We start from the raw sequence: 13,803 nt of genomic DNA, 5'->3' as shown, positions 1-13,803 counted from the left end.
GAGTCGGGCACCCGCCGCACAGAAGCACGGGCGCTGTGGTTGACTCTGGCCATGTCCCCGCGCCGCCGCATCACCGTCAGCGCGGTCGGCGAGCTGCTGCTCCTGCTGGCCGACGGGGCGCCCCGGACGCGGGCCGACGTGGTCGCCGAGACGGGCCTGCCGCGCGCGGCCGTCTCCGCCCAGCTCGACGTCCTCACCGCCTCCGGCCTGGTCGCCCGGCAGGATGACGCCCCCTCCTCCGGAGGCCGCCCCGCCGCCCGCGTGGCCTTCGACCCCCGGGCGCGCAGCCTCCTCGCCGTCGACCTGGGCGCCGCGCACGCCGTCGTCGCCCTGACCGACCTCGACGGCACGGTCCTCGCCCGCCGCCGCGAGAGCATCGCCATCGCCGACGGCCCCCTCGCCGTCCTCGGCCACGCCCTCGACGTCGCCGCGGCCCTGCTCGGCCGGACTCCGGCGGCCGGCCCGCTCGCGGGAGTCGGCGTCGGCGTCCCCGGACCCGTCGAGCACGCGACGGGCCGCCCGGTGAAGCCGCCGATCATGCCCGGCTGGGACCGCTTCGACATCCCGGAGTTCGTCGGCCGCCGCCTCCCCGTGCCCGTCCTCGTCGACAACGACGTGAACCTGCTGGCGCTCGGCGAGCACGCCGACCACTACGCCGACGTCGACGACCTCCTCTACGTGAAGGTCTCCACCGGCATCGGAGCCGGGATCGTCAGCGGCGGCGCCCTGCAGCGCGGAGCCCTCGGAGCGGCGGGAGACCTGGGCCACGTGCAGGTCCCCGGCGACCGCGGCGAGGCCGACCTCGAGGCGATCGCGAGCGGCTCGGCGATCGCCCGCCGCCTGACCGAGTCCGGGATCGACGCCGCCAGCACCTCCGACGTCGTCACCCTGCTGACCGGCGGGGACCCCACCACCGTCGAGCTCACGCGCGCCGCCGGCCGCGACATCGGCGAGGTGCTCGCCACCTGCGTGAACCTCCTGAACCCGTCCGTCATCGTCGTCGGCGGCAGCATCGCCCAGGCCAGCCACGAGGTCCTCGCCGGGGTCCGCGAGGTCGTCTACCGCCGCTCCCTCCCCCTGGCGACCCGCGCGCTCGACATCGTGCAGGCCGCGGCCCAGGGCGGAGGCGTCCGCGGCGCCGCCCTGATGGTCCGGCGCCACCTCCTCTCCCCCGCGCACGTCGACGCCTTCCTCGACGCCTGAGCCGCCGGCGCGGGCCGTCGCGCCCCGGTGAGACGCCGCGGGTCGGCGTGCCGATTCGACCGGGCGCCGCAGGGGGCAGAGAATGAATCGGTGCCCGACCTGCAGCTCTCCTTCCCCTGGGAGACGCAGCCCGTCTTCACGGACGCCGAGCCCCCGCACCTCCGGAGGGTCGTCGCCGACTCCTCGGACCGCGTCGCCTGGCTCCGCGCCCGCTCGCGCGGCATCACGGCGACCGACGTCGCCCGCCTCTCCTCCCCCGCCGCGATCGGCAGGGCCGCGCTCGACAAGCTCTACGGCACCGGCTTCGGCGGCAACGCCTTCACCGACCACGGCCGCGCCCGCGAGCCCGAGATCGCCGCCTGGGTGCGGAGCGAGCACGCGATCGAGCCCAGCAGCACCCTCTTCCACGCGAGCCAGGAGCGGCGCCACCTCGCCACGCCCGACGGCATCGGCCTCCGCGAGGACGGCCGGCTCGAGCTCTGCGAGATCAAGACCACGACGAAGCCGTGGCGGAGCATCCCGCGCCACTACCTGCGGCAGGTCTTCTGGCAGCAGTACGTCCTCGGCGCCGAGCGCACGCTCGTCGTCTGGGAGCAGCACCGCGACTTCGTGCCGATCGAGGGCGAGCCGAACTCCCGCTGGGTCGACCGCGACGAGGACGAGATCCACATCCTCGTGCGGCTGGCGGGGATGCTGATGGCCGAGCTGCACGAGCGGACGCGCGCCCGGTGACGGTCCTCCTCCTGCACGGCCTGGGCGGCGACCGCTCCCAGCCCCTGGGGCTGCTGCGCTCCGCCCTCCCCGCCGGCAGCGAGGTCATCGCTCCGGACGTCCGCGCCCACGGCGCCTCCGAGCTGCTCGGCGCGCCCGGCGACTTCGCCCTCGAGGCGCTGGCCGACGAGGTGACGGAGGAGGTCGTGCGGGCCGGAGCCGCGCACAAGCCGCTCACGGTGCTCGGCATCTCGATGGGCGCGGCGATCGCCCTGCGCCTCGCCGTCCGACGCGTGCTGCCGATCGACCGCGCCGTCTTCGTGCGCCCCGCCTTCACCGCCGAGCCGCTGCCCGAGAACCTCACCGTGTTCCCCGTCATCGCGCAGCTGCTGCACGACCACGGAGCGAAGCGCGGCGAGCGGATGTTCCGCACCTCGGGCCTGTTCGCGCGCGCCGCCGAGGTGTCCCCCGCGTCGGCGGAGGCGCTGACGCTGCAGTTCCGCTCCCCGCGGGCGGCCGAGCGCGCCGTCCGGCTCGCCCAGATCCCGCGGAACGCCGCCTACCGAGACTCCGGAGAGCTGGGCGAGGTCATCGCGCGCACCCTGGTGATCGCGGCCGAGCGCGACCCTGTGCACCCGGTCGAGGTCGCGGAGGCGTGGGCTAGGGCTCTTCCGGATGCGGACTGCGAGCGGGTGCCGTCGCGGGACGAGGGCTTCGCCGCTCAGCAGGACCGGATCCGCGGGCACGTCCGCGGCTGGCTCGCTCAGCGCTGAGGTCCTCGAGCGCGAGCACCAGGCCGACGAACGCGAGCCAGAGCACTGCGATCGCCGTCGCCACGAACTCGAGCGTCCCGCCGAGCCGCAGCCACACGCGCAGGAGCGACAGGATCCCGCCCGTCCCGGCGACGACCGCCACCGAGATCCCGGCGGCGAGCGAGAGCCGCGCGACCGCCGGGCGCCCCCGCACGGTCGCCAGCTGGAGCATCGCGGCGCAGGCGGCCCCGAAGCCGAGCACGGCGGCCGAGGTGTGGATGAGGTCCTGCCAGCGGAAGGCCGGCCCGACCGGCAGCGGGCAGCCCGCCGTGCAGGTCACCTGCGAGGCGAGCGCGAAGCAGGCGGCCGCCAGGAGGATCGCGCCCGCCGGGCGGAGGGCGGGGAGCAGGCGGGCGCGCACCGGCCAGGCGCCCGCGGCGATCAGCGCGCCGCCGGCCGCCACGAGCAGAAGAGCGGCCTCGAAGGCGCCCGCCGTCGGCAGGTCCGGCGCGCCCATCTCGCTGACGTAGACCCAGCGGCTGGTGCCGATGCTGATCCGGGCGGCCAGGAGGACCACGAGCCCGGCCAGGACAAGGAGGGCACCGCCGACCAGCAGGGTACGTCGGCGTCGCATCCCCTCATCGTGCCAGACCGGGCGCCCGCGGCTCCGCGCGCCAATCTTCTCCCGAGGGTGACACCCCCGTAACAGCGCCGACTCATTGCCTCGATTGACTGGTCGCGGCGTCGGATGCGGGGATCGGGGGCGACGTCCTCGGCACGCTCCACCCGCACGCCTCAGCGACAGGAAAGGCGACGATGCACACCAGCGCGCTCGGGCACGGCCTCGCGATCGGCGAGATCCCGGAGGAGGTCGTCCTCCCCGACACGATGACGGCGGCGGTGATCGACGCGCCGGGCGACGCCTCCGCCCTGCACCTGGCGACCGTGCCGACACCCTCCGCCATCAACGCCGAGTTCACCGTGAAGGTGGTCGCGGCCGGCGTGAACCCGCTCGACGCGAAGACGCGCGCGGGCCAGGGGGTCGCCTCGCAGATCGCCTCCTACCCGGCGGTCCTCGGCCACGACTTCTCGGGCGTCGTCGTCTCGAGCCCCTATCCGGCGCATCCGCTGCGGCCGGGCGACGAGGTCTACGGCTTCGTCATGGTGCCGCGCTACTCGGGCTCCTACGCGGAGTACGTCAGCGTGCCGAGCGTCTCCATCGCGCGGAAGCCGTCGACGCTCTCGCACGTCGAAGCGGCCGGCGTCCCGCTCGCGGCGCTCACCGCCTGGGGCATGGTCGTCGAGCTCGCCAAGGCGCACGAGGGCCAGCGGATCCTCATCCACGCCGGGTCGGGCGGAGTCGGCCACTTCGCGGTGCAGTTCGCCGCCTACTTCGGCGCCTCGGTGATCGCGACCGGCTCGACCCGCAACCTGCAGTGGCTGCACGAGCTCGGCGCCGCGCAGGTGATCGACCACACCGCCGAGCGCTTCGACGAGCTGCTGTCCGGCGTCGACGTGGTCATCGATCTGGTCGGCAACGTCCACGACGACACGGGCTCGCGCTCGCTGAGGGTCCTCCGCCCCGGGGGCCTGATCGTGAACGCGCCCACCGGGAGCTGGCCCGGGTTCTTCGAGGAGGCGGCCGCTGCGGGCGTCCGCGCCTCCACCTACCGCGTCGCTCCCGACGGGGCGACCCTCGGCGTGGTCTCGCGCCTTCTCGAGTCGGGCGACGTCCGCGTCTTCATCGACGGCATCTTCCCCCTCGCCCGCGCCTGCGAGGCGCACGAGCAGCTCGAGACGGGCCACACCCGCGGCAAGATCGTCCTCACCGTCTCCGAGGGCTGACCTCGGCGAGATGCCACTCGGATACGCCACGCGGAGCGGGTCGCGTACTCGGGTGGCGTCTCGCGGGGAGGGTCAGGCGAGAGAGCGCTCGAGGACGAAGTCGTCCTCCCAGCGGTCGCCGACGAGGAAGCGCTTGCGGCCGACGACCGCGAAGCCGTGCTTGGAGTAGAACCGCTGAGCACGCGCGTTCTCCTCGTTGACGCCGAGCCAGACGCCCGCGGCACCGTGATCCAGCGCCTCCTCGAGGGTCGCGGCCATCAGCGCGGCCGCCGCTCCGGAGCCGTGCCGGCCGGGCAGGAGGTAGAACTTGCTGAGCTCGACGGTCGGACGCAACCGGATCGCCGCGACGACGTCGGCGTCGGCGGGCTCTCCGCGCACGAGCATCGCGTAGCCGGTCAGCGCGCCGGAGTCGTCGTCGACCAGGAGCGAGCGGAGCGGATCGGCGAGGTGGTCGCGGAAGCGCTCGACCGAGAGCACGGTGCGCACGAACTCGGCCTTCGCCTCCGCGGTGGTGTGCGGCGGGCAGGCCAGCGGGAAGGTCGCGGCGGCCAGCTCGGCCAGGGCCTCGGCATCGGCGGCCGACGCGCGGCGGACGGTCACGGGAGGCGCGGCGGAGTGGAGCGGCGGATCACCGGTCCAGTATGCCGGGACGACGAAGGAGGGGGCCCGCCGAAGCGGACCCCCTCCTCACGTCAGTGCGTGCCCGGCTCAGGCCAGGACGTTGACGTCCAGCGGGATGCCGGGGCCGAAGGTCGTCGAGACGGCGGCCTTCTGGATGTAGCGGCCCTTCGAGGAGGACGGCTTGAGGCGGAGGATCTCGTCGAGCGCGGTCTTGAAGTTCTCCTGGAGCTGCTCCTCGGTGAAGGCGGCCTTGCCCACGACGAGGTGCACGTTGGCGTGCTTGTCGACGCGGAACTCGATCTTTCCGCCCTTGATCTCGGTCACGGCCTTCGCCACGTCCGGGGTCACGGTGCCGGTCTTCGGGTTGGGCATGAGGCCGCGGGGGCCGAGCACCTTTCCGAGACGGCCGACCTGGCCCATGAGCTCCGGGGTCGAGACGGCGGAGTCGAACGAGGTGTACCCGCCCGCGACCTTCTCGATGAGCTCGGCGCCGCCGACCTCATCGGCACCGGCGGCCAGCGCGGCCTCGGCGGCCGGACCGGTCGCGAACACGATGACGCGGGCGGTCTTGCCCGTGCCGTGGGGCAGGATGACCGTGCCGCGGACCATCTGGTCGGCCTTGCGGGGGTCGACACCGAGCTTGAGGGCGACCTCGACGGTGCTGTTGAACTTGGCGGAACCGGTCTCGCGGGCGAGCGCGACGGCCTCGTCGGCCGTGTAGAACTTGCCCTCTTCGAGCTTGGCCGCGGCGGCCCGGTAGGCCTTCGACTTCTGTGCCATGTTGTTTCTCCTTGAAACGAGAATGTGGTTCTAGAGCCTGGCGGGCTCTCCCACGGGGGTGATGGAGTTCTGGTGGTGCCGCGATCGCGGCCGTGACTGCTGCTCGCGGGAGGCGGAGAGGTCCTGCGGAGGCGTATCCGGACCGGGCGTGCGACCCCGCTGAGGGGCCGCCGTCGGGTTCTCGAGGCTTCCGCGGTGGGTCCGCGCCGGTGGGCGCGTCGCTCCCGCCGTCGAGCAGCGCGTCGCGCTACTCGACCGTGATGCCCATCGAGCGGGCGGTGCCGGCGATGATCTTCGCGGCGGCGTCGATGTCGTTGGCGTTCAGGTCGACCTGCTTCGCCTCGGCGATCTCGCGGACCTGCGCCTGGGTGAGCTTCGCGACCTTCACGGTGTGCGGGGTCGAGGAGCCCTTGGCGACGCCGGCTGCCTTCTTGATGAGCTCCGCCGCGGGCGGGGTCTTCAGCACGAAGGTGAACGAGCGGTCCTCGTAGACGGTGATCTCGACGGGGATGACGTTGCCGCGCTGCGACTCGGTCTGCGCGTTGTACGCCTTGCAGAACTCCATGATGTTGACGCCGTGCTGACCGAGCGCCGGACCGATCGGGGGCGCGGGGTTGGCCGCGCCGGCCTTGATCTGGAGCTTGATCAGGCCGGTGACCTTCTTCTTGGGGGCCATTCTGATTCCTTTTCTCAGGGTTCGAGCGGTCGGGGGCTCCCGGCCGCTCTCCCGCGCATCCGACGGTGCCGGATCGCGGTGGAGGAGGGTCGTCCGGCGCGCACAGAGGCGGGCGCCGACACGAAAACCCGTACGAGCTTACACGAGCGGGGCCACCCCCGACAGGGCGGAGGCGACGCGTCAGAGCTTGGTGACCTGGTCGAACGACAGCTCGACCGGGGTCTCGCGCTCGAAGAGCGAGACGAGCACGGTGAGCTTGCCGCTCTCGGGCTTGATCTCGCTGATCGAGCCGGGAAGACCCGCGAACGAGCCCTCCTTGATGGTGATGGTCTCGCCGATCTCGAAGTCGACCTCGGCGGGCAGCACGCGCTGGGCCTGCTTCTGGCCCTTGGCGCCGGAGATCTTCGAGGGGGCGACGTCCTTGATCTCGACGAGGCTCTTCAGCATCGTGAAGGCCTCCTCGAAGCGCAGCGGGGTCGGGTTGTGGGCGTTGCCCACGAAGCCGGTGACGCCCGGCGTGTGGCGGACGACCGACCACGAGTCCTCGTTGAGGTCCATGCGCACCAGCACGTAGCCGGGGATGCGCACGCGGGTGACCATCTTGCGCTGGCCGTTCTTGATCTCGACCACGTCCTCCATCGGGACCTGGACCTCGAAGATGTAGTCCTCGGCCTCGAGCGAGACCTTGCGGTTCTCGATGTTGGACTTCACGCGCTTCTCGAAGCCGGCGTAGGAGTGGATGACGTACCACTTGCCCGGCTTGCCGCGCAGCTCGGTGCGGAAGGCCTCGTACGGGTCGATGTCGGCGAGGTCCTCACCGGCGGCCTCGGCGTCCTCGGCGGCGACCTCGGCCTCGTCCTCGACGGCCTCGAGGGCCGCTTCGGCCTCCTCGACGGTGTCGATGTGCGCGGCCTCGTCGACGGCGGAGTCGGCCTCGGGGTCGTCGACGGAGCCGATGGCGTCCAGCGCTGCCTCGAGGTCGGAGGCGAGGTCGTCCTCGGACTCGTTCTCGTCGATGATGCTCAGCGCACCCTGCTCGGCGGGCTCGACGGCGTCCTCAGCCTGCGACTGGACGTCGCCCTCCTGCTCCTCCTCGACCTCCGACGACTGCTCGGCAGCCGTCGCCCAGTCGACGTCGTCGCGGTTTCTGTCAGACACTCGTCACAACTCTCTCTCGATCGATCGGTCGCGCCCCTCGGGGCGCGTCCCGCTGTCGCCGGCACCCTCCGCTCGCGCGGCCCGGATGCTCTCGGGTCAGGCGGCGGGGGTGCCGAACACGTACGTCACGGCCAGGGCGAAGACCCAGTCGAGGAAGGACACCAGCGCCATCATGATGACGACGAAGATCAGCACGACCACGACGTAGTTGCCCAGCTCCTTGCGGGTGGGCGTCACGACCTTCTTCAGCTCGGCGATGACCTGCCGGATGAAGAGGGCGATGCGCGCGAACGGGTTGCGCCGCGCGGCTCGCTGCTGATTGGCGATCGCGACGACGTCCTCGCTCGGCTCGTCGACTGCTTTCCCGGCCACCTGCACGCACCTTTCCCGCACCGGAACCTCCGGTGTGGCCGACCGCCCGTCATGGGCGGCCCTGGACCGATGACCGCAGCGTCGCGGGGACCGCGTGCGACGGGCATCGATGTGCAGGGCGGACAGGGCTCGAACCTGCAACCTGCGGTTTTGGAGACCGCTGCTCTACCAATTGAGCCACCGCCCTATGGATGCCGTTGCGAGCATCCGAGGAGGAGACCGACCCGCCGCCCCACCGCCGCGACCCTCGCGGGCGCTGCGGATGAGGGCAGAGATCGACTACCTCGGACGAGTGTACGTGGACCCGAAGGGCGTGTCCAGCCGAGCGGCGGGGGGCCTCGGAGCCCCGTGTGCGCGCAGGATACGCTGGCCGTCGTGTCCTCCACCACGCGCATCTCCGCCCGCATCGCCGCCATCGCCGAGTCCGCCACTCTGAAGGTCGACGCCAAGGCGAAGGCCCTCCAGGCCCAGGGCCGCCCGGTCGTCTCCTACGCCGCCGGCGAGCCCGACTTCCTCACTCCCGAGCACATCGTCGAGGCCGCCTCGGCCGCCGTGCTCGACCCGGGGAACTACCGCTACACCCCCGCGGCGGGCCTCCCCGACCTCCGCGCGGCCATCGCGGAGAAGACGGCGCGCGACTCCGGATGGGCCGTCGACCCCTCGCAGGTCGTGGTCACCAACGGCGGCAAGCAGGCCGTCTACCAGGCCTTCCAGACCCTCCTCGACGACGGCGACGAGGTGCTGGTGCCGACCCCGTACTGGACCACCTACCCCGAGGCGATCAAGCTCGCCGGCGGCGTGCAGGTGGACGTGTTCGCGGGCGCCGACCAGGGCTACCTGGTCACGGTCGAGCAGCTGGAGGCCGCGCGCACCGAGCGCACCAAGGTGCTCCTGTTCGTCTCCCCCTCCAACCCCACCGGCGCCGTCTACTCGGCCGAGCAGACCCGCGAGATCGGCGAGTGGGCCGAGGAGCACGGCCTCTGGATCATCGCCGATGAGATCTACCAGAACCTCGTCTACTCCACCGGCGACCAGGACGACGCGAGCCCGCTCGAGCACGCGACCTCGATCGTCGAGGCGGTGCCGGCCCTGCGCGACCGGACGATCCTCGTCAACGGCGTCGCGAAGACCTACGCGATGACCGGCTGGCGCGTCGGATGGATGGTCGGCCCGGCCGACGCGATCAAGGGCGCCTCGAACCTCCAGTCGCACCTCTCGAGCAACGTCTCGAACATCTCGCAGCGCGCCGCGATCGCCGCCCTCACCGGCCCGCAGGAGCCGGCCGAGGAGATGCGCCTGGCCTTCGACCGCCGCCGCCGCACCATCGTCGCCGAGCTGAACGCGATCGACGGGATCGAGTGCCCCACCCCCGGCGGCGCGTTCTACGTCTACCCCGACGTGAACGGGCTGCTGAACCGCGAGTGGAACGGCACCACCCCGACGACCTCCCTCGAGCTCGCCGACCTCATCCTCGAGCAGGCCGAGGTCGCCACCGTCCCCGGGGAGGCCTTCGGACCGAGCGGCTACCTCCGCCTGTCCTACGCCCTCGGCGACGACGCGCTCCTCGAGGGCGTGCGCCGCTTGCAGCGGCTCTTCGGCACCGATTAGCCCTCCTCCTCCTGCGCCGTCGATCGGCAGCGGCGGCTCGACGACGGGGGTGCGTCGCAGAGAGCGGGATGCGCAGCGCGGATGACGATCCGCCGACACGCGGATCGCCGGTCGCCCCTCGACCGTGCCTCACGGTGACCGGCGGGTACTGCGACGGGCCTGTCCGACAGGTGAGGGCTGCCTGGCATCTCGGGGCGGGGAGGGCAAGAGGGAGGCGGAAATCGGGGATCACTGTCGCCGGAGGGGTGCGACAGGGCACGCTGTGACGATGAGCGAAGACCACGCCGTCCGAGTCCGCGACCTGCGGAAGGACTACGGGGGCGCTCCGGCGGTCGCGGGAGTCTCCTTCGACATCCACCGGGGCGAGACCTTCGCGCTCCTCGGCCCCAACGGCGCCGGCAAGTCGACGACCATCGAGATCCTCGAGGGCTACCGCGACCGCTCCGGCGGCGAGGTGTCGGTGCTCGGGGTCGACCCGCGCCACGGCGACCTGGCGTGGAAGGCGCGTCTGGGGATCGTCCTGCAGTCCAGCGGCGAGTCCGGCAACGCGACGGTCCGCGAGCAGATCGCGCACTTCGCCAGCCTCTATCCGCGACCTCGCGACGTCGACGAGACCATCGAGGCCGTCGGGCTGACGTCCAAGGCCCGCTCGCGCATCGGGCGCCTCTCGGGCGGCCAGCGCCGCCGCGTCGACGTCGCCCTCGGCATCATCGGCCGCCCTGAGCTGGTGTTCCTCGACGAGCCCACCACGGGCTTCGACCCCGAGGCCCGCCACTCCTTCTGGGACCTGATCGCTCTGCTCAAGAGCGAGGGCACGACCATCCTGCTCACCACCCACTACCTCGACGAGGCCGCCCGCCTCGGCGACCGCGCCGCCGTGATCTCCGGCGGGCGGCTCCTGGCCATCGGCCCGATGAGCGCGATCGGAGGGGACGAGGCGCGCGTCCCGATCGTGCAGTGGCGCGAGGACGGCGTGCTGCACCGGCTGCGCACCACCGAGCCCGCCCGGACCGTCGCCGAGCTGCACTCCCGGATCGGTGAGCCGACGGCCCTCGAGGTCGTCCGCCCCAGCCTCGAGGACATCTACCTCGACCTCATCCGCGAGGACCGCGACGCGGTCGACCTGATCGGAGAGCCCGCGTGACCGCCGTCGCCACCCGCCCCCGCACCCTCTCCACCGGCCCGGGACGCACCGTCCGCCTCGGACTCGCCCGGGCCCGCTACGAGATCCGCTCGTACTTCCGCGCTCCGGACCAGGTGTTCTTCACCTTCCTCTTCCCGGTGCTGCTCCTGACGATCTTCTCGGTCGCGTTCGGCGACACCGCGGTGATGCAGGCGAACCCGCAGGACCCGGGCATCCCGATGGCGGAGTACTACGTGCCGGGCCTGGCCGCGGCCGGGATCCTGCTCTCGGGCGTCCAGAACCTGGGCGTCGACATCGCGGTCGAGCGCGGCGACGGCACGCTCAAGCGCCTCGCGGGAGCACCGCTGCCGGTCTTCAGCTACTTCATCGGCAAGTTCGGCCAGGTGCTCGTGACGAGCCTCGCGCAGACGGCCCTGCTGCTCCTCGTCGCGGCGACGGTGTTCTCGGTCGAGCTGCCCACCGACAGCGGGCGCTGGGCGACCTTCGCCTGGGTCTACCTGGCAGGAGTCGCGACGTCGGCCATCCTCGGCATCGCCGTCTCCGCGCTGCCCCGCTCGGGCAAGAGCGCGACCGCCGTGATCGTGCCGCCGCTGCTCGTGCTGCAGTTCATCTCGGGGTCGTACCTGTCGTTCACGACGCTGCCGGACTGGCTGCAGAACACGGCGAGCGTCTTCCCGCTCAAGTGGATCGCGCAGGGCATGCGCGCCGTGTTCCTGCCGAGCGGATTCGAGGAGGCGGAGGTGAACGGGTCCTGGGACCTCGGCGGCGTCGCGCTGGTGCTCGGGATCTGGCTCGTCGTGGGGCTCGTCGCCTGCCGCTTCGGCTTCCGCTGGATCCGCCGCGACAGCTGAGCCGGAGGAGGCCGCGGCCGGAGGGCGCGCGTCCCCGGGAGCGCGGCGCCTGCCGGCGCAGACCGCGCGGACTCAGACCGTGGTGCCGACCACGACGGGCTCGGGGTGCAGCAGCACGCCGAACTCCGCCAGGACGCGGCCCTGGACGTACCGGGCGAGCTCGGCGACCTGCTCGGCCGTCGCTCCTCCGCGGTTGGTCAGGGCGAGGGTGTGCTTGCTCGACACGGCGGCCCGCGAGCCGGGCAGGGCGAAGCCGCGCGAGACGCCGGCGTGCTCGATCAGCCATGCGGCGCTGAGCTTCACCAGGCCGTCGGCGCGGGGAGGCACGGGCAGCCCGACGGGCGCTCCGGCCTCGACCGCGGCGAGCGGAGTGATGACGGGCGCCTCCGCCGTCGGCTCGACCGGCCAGCGCGGCGCCTCGGGCGGCAGGGAGTCGGCGAACGCGCTCGTGACGAGGGGGTTGGTGAAGAAGGAGCCGGCGCTCGCGGTGTCCGGGTCCTCCGGATCGAGGACCATGCCCTTGCCCGCACGCAGCGCCAGCACGGTCTCGCGCACCCGCGCGAGCGGCACGCGGTCGCCGAGCGCGACTCCGAGCGCCGACGCCAGCTGACCGTAGGCGACGGGAGTGCCGTCGCCCTCGGCGCCGACCTCCTCGAGCGCGAACTCGACGGCCAGCACCGCGCCCCGGCGGCCCTGCTTGATCACGGAGGTGCGGTAGGCGAACTGCAGCTCCTCCGCCGTCAGCCGGACGGGCTCGCGGGCGCCCTCGTCGAGGAAGTCGACCGCGACCAGCGTGTCCGAGAGCTCCTGGCCGTAGGCGCCGATGTTCTGCACCGGCGACGCACCGACCGTGCCGGGGATGCCGCTGAGAGCCTCGAGGCCCGCCCAGCCGCGCTCCACGGTCGTCGCGACGAGGCCGTCCCACGACTCGCCCGCCTGGACCCGCAGGAGCACGCGCCCCGGCTCGTCGGAGGGGAGCCGCTCGACGCCGGTGGTGCGCACGCGCACGACCGTGCCCTCGACCCCGTCGTCGCCCACGAGGAGGTTGGAGCCGCCGCCGAGCAGCAGCCACGGCTCGTCGTCCGACCACAGGCCGACGAGCGTCTCGACCAGCTCCGCCTCGGTGGCGGGCTCGACGAGGCGCTCGGCGGGTCCGCCGACGCGGAGGGTGGTCAGGGCGGAGAGCAGCGGCGCGGAGGTCACGCGAGTCGGACCCGTGCCTGGGCCTTGCCGAGGACGGACTGGCCCTCGACCGTGACGGCGAGGTCGACGCGGACCCAGCCCTCCTCGGCGTTCACAGCGCCGATCCTGGCAACCACGTCGATCGCGGCGCCGTCGCGCGGGTCCACCACGACGGGGCGGGTGAAGCGCACCTGGTAGTCGACCACGCGTCCGGGGTCGCCGACCCAGTCGACGACGACCTGCACCGCGGTGCCCATCGTGAGCATGCCGTGCGCGAGCACGCCGGGCAGGCCGACCTCGGCGGCGACGTCGTCGCGGTAGTGGATGGGATTGAAGTCGCCCGAGGCGCCCGCGTAGCGCACCAGGGTGCCGCGGTCGATCGGGAAGCGGCTCTCGGCGACGACCTGGCCGACGCTCAGCTCGGCGAGAGCGGGCAGTGCGGTGCTCATTCGTCTCCCCTGACCACAAGGGTCGAGATCGCGGTGACGACGTGCTCGCCGCTCGCGTCGACCATGCGGGACTCGGTGGTGACCATGGAGTGGGCGCCGAGCTTCTTGATGGCGGCGACCGAGAGGGTCGCGGTCAGCTCGTCGCCGGCCACGACCGGACGGGACAGCACGAAGCGCTGGTCTCCGTGCACGACGCGGCTGAAGTCGATCCCGCCGTCGGGCTCGGCGAGCAGCTGCTGGAGCGTGAACTCCTGCACGACGACGGCGAAGGTGGGCGGAGCGACGAGGTCGGGGTGCCCGGCGGCGCGGGCGGCTTCGACGTCGTGGTGCAGGGGGGAGGTCGCGGAGACGGCGCGGGCGAACTCGCGCACCTTCTCGCGCCCCACCTGATAGGGCTCCGTGGGCGCGAAGACGCGCCCGACGAGTTCGGGGTTCACTGGCACCCGGCCAT

At 72.7% G+C, this 13,803-nt stretch carries 16 protein-coding genes and 1 tRNA gene; 7 read left to right on the top strand and 10 right to left on the bottom strand.

Annotated features, from left to right (window positions below):
• Nucleotides 1-51 precede the first annotated feature (51 nt).
• The 3 genes from C5C49_RS13960 to C5C49_RS17120 all read left to right on the top strand — a co-directional run bounded on the left by C5C49_RS13960 (nt 52) and on the right by C5C49_RS17120 (nt 2,687).
• Nucleotides 52-1,203 (top strand): ROK family transcriptional regulator, encoded by a 1,152-nt coding sequence (locus C5C49_RS13960; protein ID WP_104223637.1) that lies wholly within the window; start codon nt 52-54, stop codon nt 1,201-1,203.
• A gap of 99 nt (nt 1,204-1,302) precedes the next feature.
• On the top strand, nt 1,303-1,935 hold the full coding sequence (locus C5C49_RS17125) for a YqaJ viral recombinase family protein (RefSeq protein WP_104238303.1): 633 nt from the start codon (nt 1,303-1,305) through the stop codon (nt 1,933-1,935).
• Nucleotides 1,932-2,687, top strand: a complete 756-nt coding sequence (locus tag C5C49_RS17120) for an alpha/beta fold hydrolase (RefSeq protein WP_181135783.1) — start codon at nt 1,932-1,934, stop codon at nt 2,685-2,687. Before C5C49_RS17125 ends, C5C49_RS17120 begins: the two co-directional genes overlap by 4 nt.
• On the opposite strand, the gene C5C49_RS13950 is transcribed toward C5C49_RS17120, so the two are convergent.
• Entirely contained in the window at nt 2,575-3,300 is a 726-nt protein-coding gene (locus tag C5C49_RS13950) for a DUF998 domain-containing protein (protein ID WP_104223635.1), read from the bottom strand. The two genes, C5C49_RS17120 and C5C49_RS13950, sit on opposite strands and share 113 nt — an antisense overlap.
• Before the next feature lie 182 nt (nt 3,301-3,482).
• On the opposite strand from C5C49_RS13950, the gene C5C49_RS13945 reads away from it, so the two are divergent.
• Complete coding sequence (locus tag C5C49_RS13945; protein ID WP_374952914.1) at nt 3,483-4,511, top strand: NADP-dependent oxidoreductase; 1,029 nt, start codon at nt 3,483-3,485, stop codon at nt 4,509-4,511.
• 72 nt (nt 4,512-4,583) lie between these two features.
• Here the strand turns inward: C5C49_RS13945 and C5C49_RS13940 are convergent, their stop codons facing one another.
• The 6 genes from C5C49_RS13940 to C5C49_RS13915 form a co-directional block, all read right to left on the bottom strand.
• Nucleotides 4,584-5,111, bottom strand: coding sequence for a GNAT family N-acetyltransferase (locus tag C5C49_RS13940; protein WP_104249802.1), 528 nt, complete (start codon nt 5,109-5,111; stop codon nt 4,584-4,586).
• Nucleotides 5,112-5,219: 108 nt separating this feature from the next.
• Nucleotides 5,220-5,912, bottom strand: coding sequence for a 50S ribosomal protein L1 (rplA, locus tag C5C49_RS13935; RefSeq protein WP_104223633.1), 693 nt, complete (start codon nt 5,910-5,912; stop codon nt 5,220-5,222).
• Between the two features lie 247 nt (nt 5,913-6,159).
• The gene (rplK, locus tag C5C49_RS13930) at nt 6,160-6,588 is read right to left on the bottom strand and encodes a 50S ribosomal protein L11 (protein WP_104223632.1); all 429 of its coding nucleotides are present in this window, start codon (nt 6,586-6,588) and stop codon (nt 6,160-6,162) included.
• Between the two features lie 180 nt (nt 6,589-6,768).
• A complete protein-coding gene (gene nusG, locus C5C49_RS13925; protein ID WP_104346363.1) occupies nt 6,769-7,746 on the bottom strand; it encodes a transcription termination/antitermination protein NusG in 978 nt (325 codons plus the stop codon).
• Nucleotides 7,747-7,842: 96 nt separating this feature from the next.
• On the bottom strand, nt 7,843-8,118 hold the full coding sequence (gene secE, locus C5C49_RS13920) for a preprotein translocase subunit SecE (protein WP_068208793.1): 276 nt from the start codon (nt 8,116-8,118) through the stop codon (nt 7,843-7,845).
• A gap of 114 nt (nt 8,119-8,232) precedes the next feature.
• Nucleotides 8,233-8,305 (bottom strand) — tRNA-Trp (locus tag C5C49_RS13915).
• A gap of 179 nt (nt 8,306-8,484) precedes the next feature.
• Here C5C49_RS13915 and C5C49_RS13910 point away from each other — a divergent pair.
• The 3 genes from C5C49_RS13910 to C5C49_RS13900 all read left to right on the top strand — a co-directional run bounded on the left by C5C49_RS13910 (nt 8,485) and on the right by C5C49_RS13900 (nt 11,721).
• On the top strand, nt 8,485-9,726 hold the full coding sequence (locus C5C49_RS13910; protein WP_374953143.1) for a pyridoxal phosphate-dependent aminotransferase: 1,242 nt from the start codon (nt 8,485-8,487) through the stop codon (nt 9,724-9,726).
• A 268-nt stretch (nt 9,727-9,994) separates the two neighbouring features.
• On the top strand, nt 9,995-10,870 hold the full coding sequence (locus tag C5C49_RS13905; RefSeq protein ID WP_104254889.1) for an ABC transporter ATP-binding protein: 876 nt from the start codon (nt 9,995-9,997) through the stop codon (nt 10,868-10,870).
• Nucleotides 10,867-11,721 carry an ABC transporter permease gene (locus tag C5C49_RS13900; RefSeq protein WP_104223629.1) on the top strand — a complete coding sequence of 285 codons (855 nt, stop codon included), beginning with the start codon at nt 10,867-10,869 and terminating at the stop codon, nt 11,719-11,721. The genes C5C49_RS13905 and C5C49_RS13900 overlap by 4 nt, the downstream gene beginning before the upstream one ends.
• Before the next feature lie 72 nt (nt 11,722-11,793).
• Here the strand turns inward: C5C49_RS13900 and C5C49_RS13895 are convergent, their stop codons facing one another.
• From C5C49_RS13895 to C5C49_RS13885, 3 genes are read right to left on the bottom strand one after another with little or no spacing between them, the layout of a single operon-like run.
• Nucleotides 11,794-12,924: a UDP-N-acetylmuramate dehydrogenase gene (locus C5C49_RS13895; protein ID WP_104346362.1), complete on the bottom strand. Its 1,131-nt coding sequence runs from the start codon at nt 12,922-12,924 to the stop codon at nt 11,794-11,796.
• Nucleotides 12,921-13,352 (bottom strand): MaoC/PaaZ C-terminal domain-containing protein, encoded by a 432-nt coding sequence (locus C5C49_RS13890; protein ID WP_104346361.1) that lies wholly within the window; start codon nt 13,350-13,352, stop codon nt 12,921-12,923. Before C5C49_RS13890 ends, C5C49_RS13895 begins: the two co-directional genes overlap by 4 nt.
• Nucleotides 13,349-13,795: a MaoC family dehydratase N-terminal domain-containing protein gene (locus tag C5C49_RS13885; RefSeq protein ID WP_104227045.1), complete on the bottom strand. Its 447-nt coding sequence runs from the start codon at nt 13,793-13,795 to the stop codon at nt 13,349-13,351. The genes C5C49_RS13890 and C5C49_RS13885 overlap by 4 nt, the downstream gene beginning before the upstream one ends.
• Nucleotides 13,796-13,803 lie beyond the last annotated feature (8 nt).

This window comes from Rathayibacter sp. AY1E2 (assembly GCF_002932325.1).
Taxonomy (GTDB): domain Bacteria; phylum Actinomycetota; class Actinomycetes; order Actinomycetales; family Microbacteriaceae; genus Rathayibacter.
Note: the sequence above shows the minus strand (reverse complement) of the source record. Positions and strands in the feature narration are given on the sequence as shown.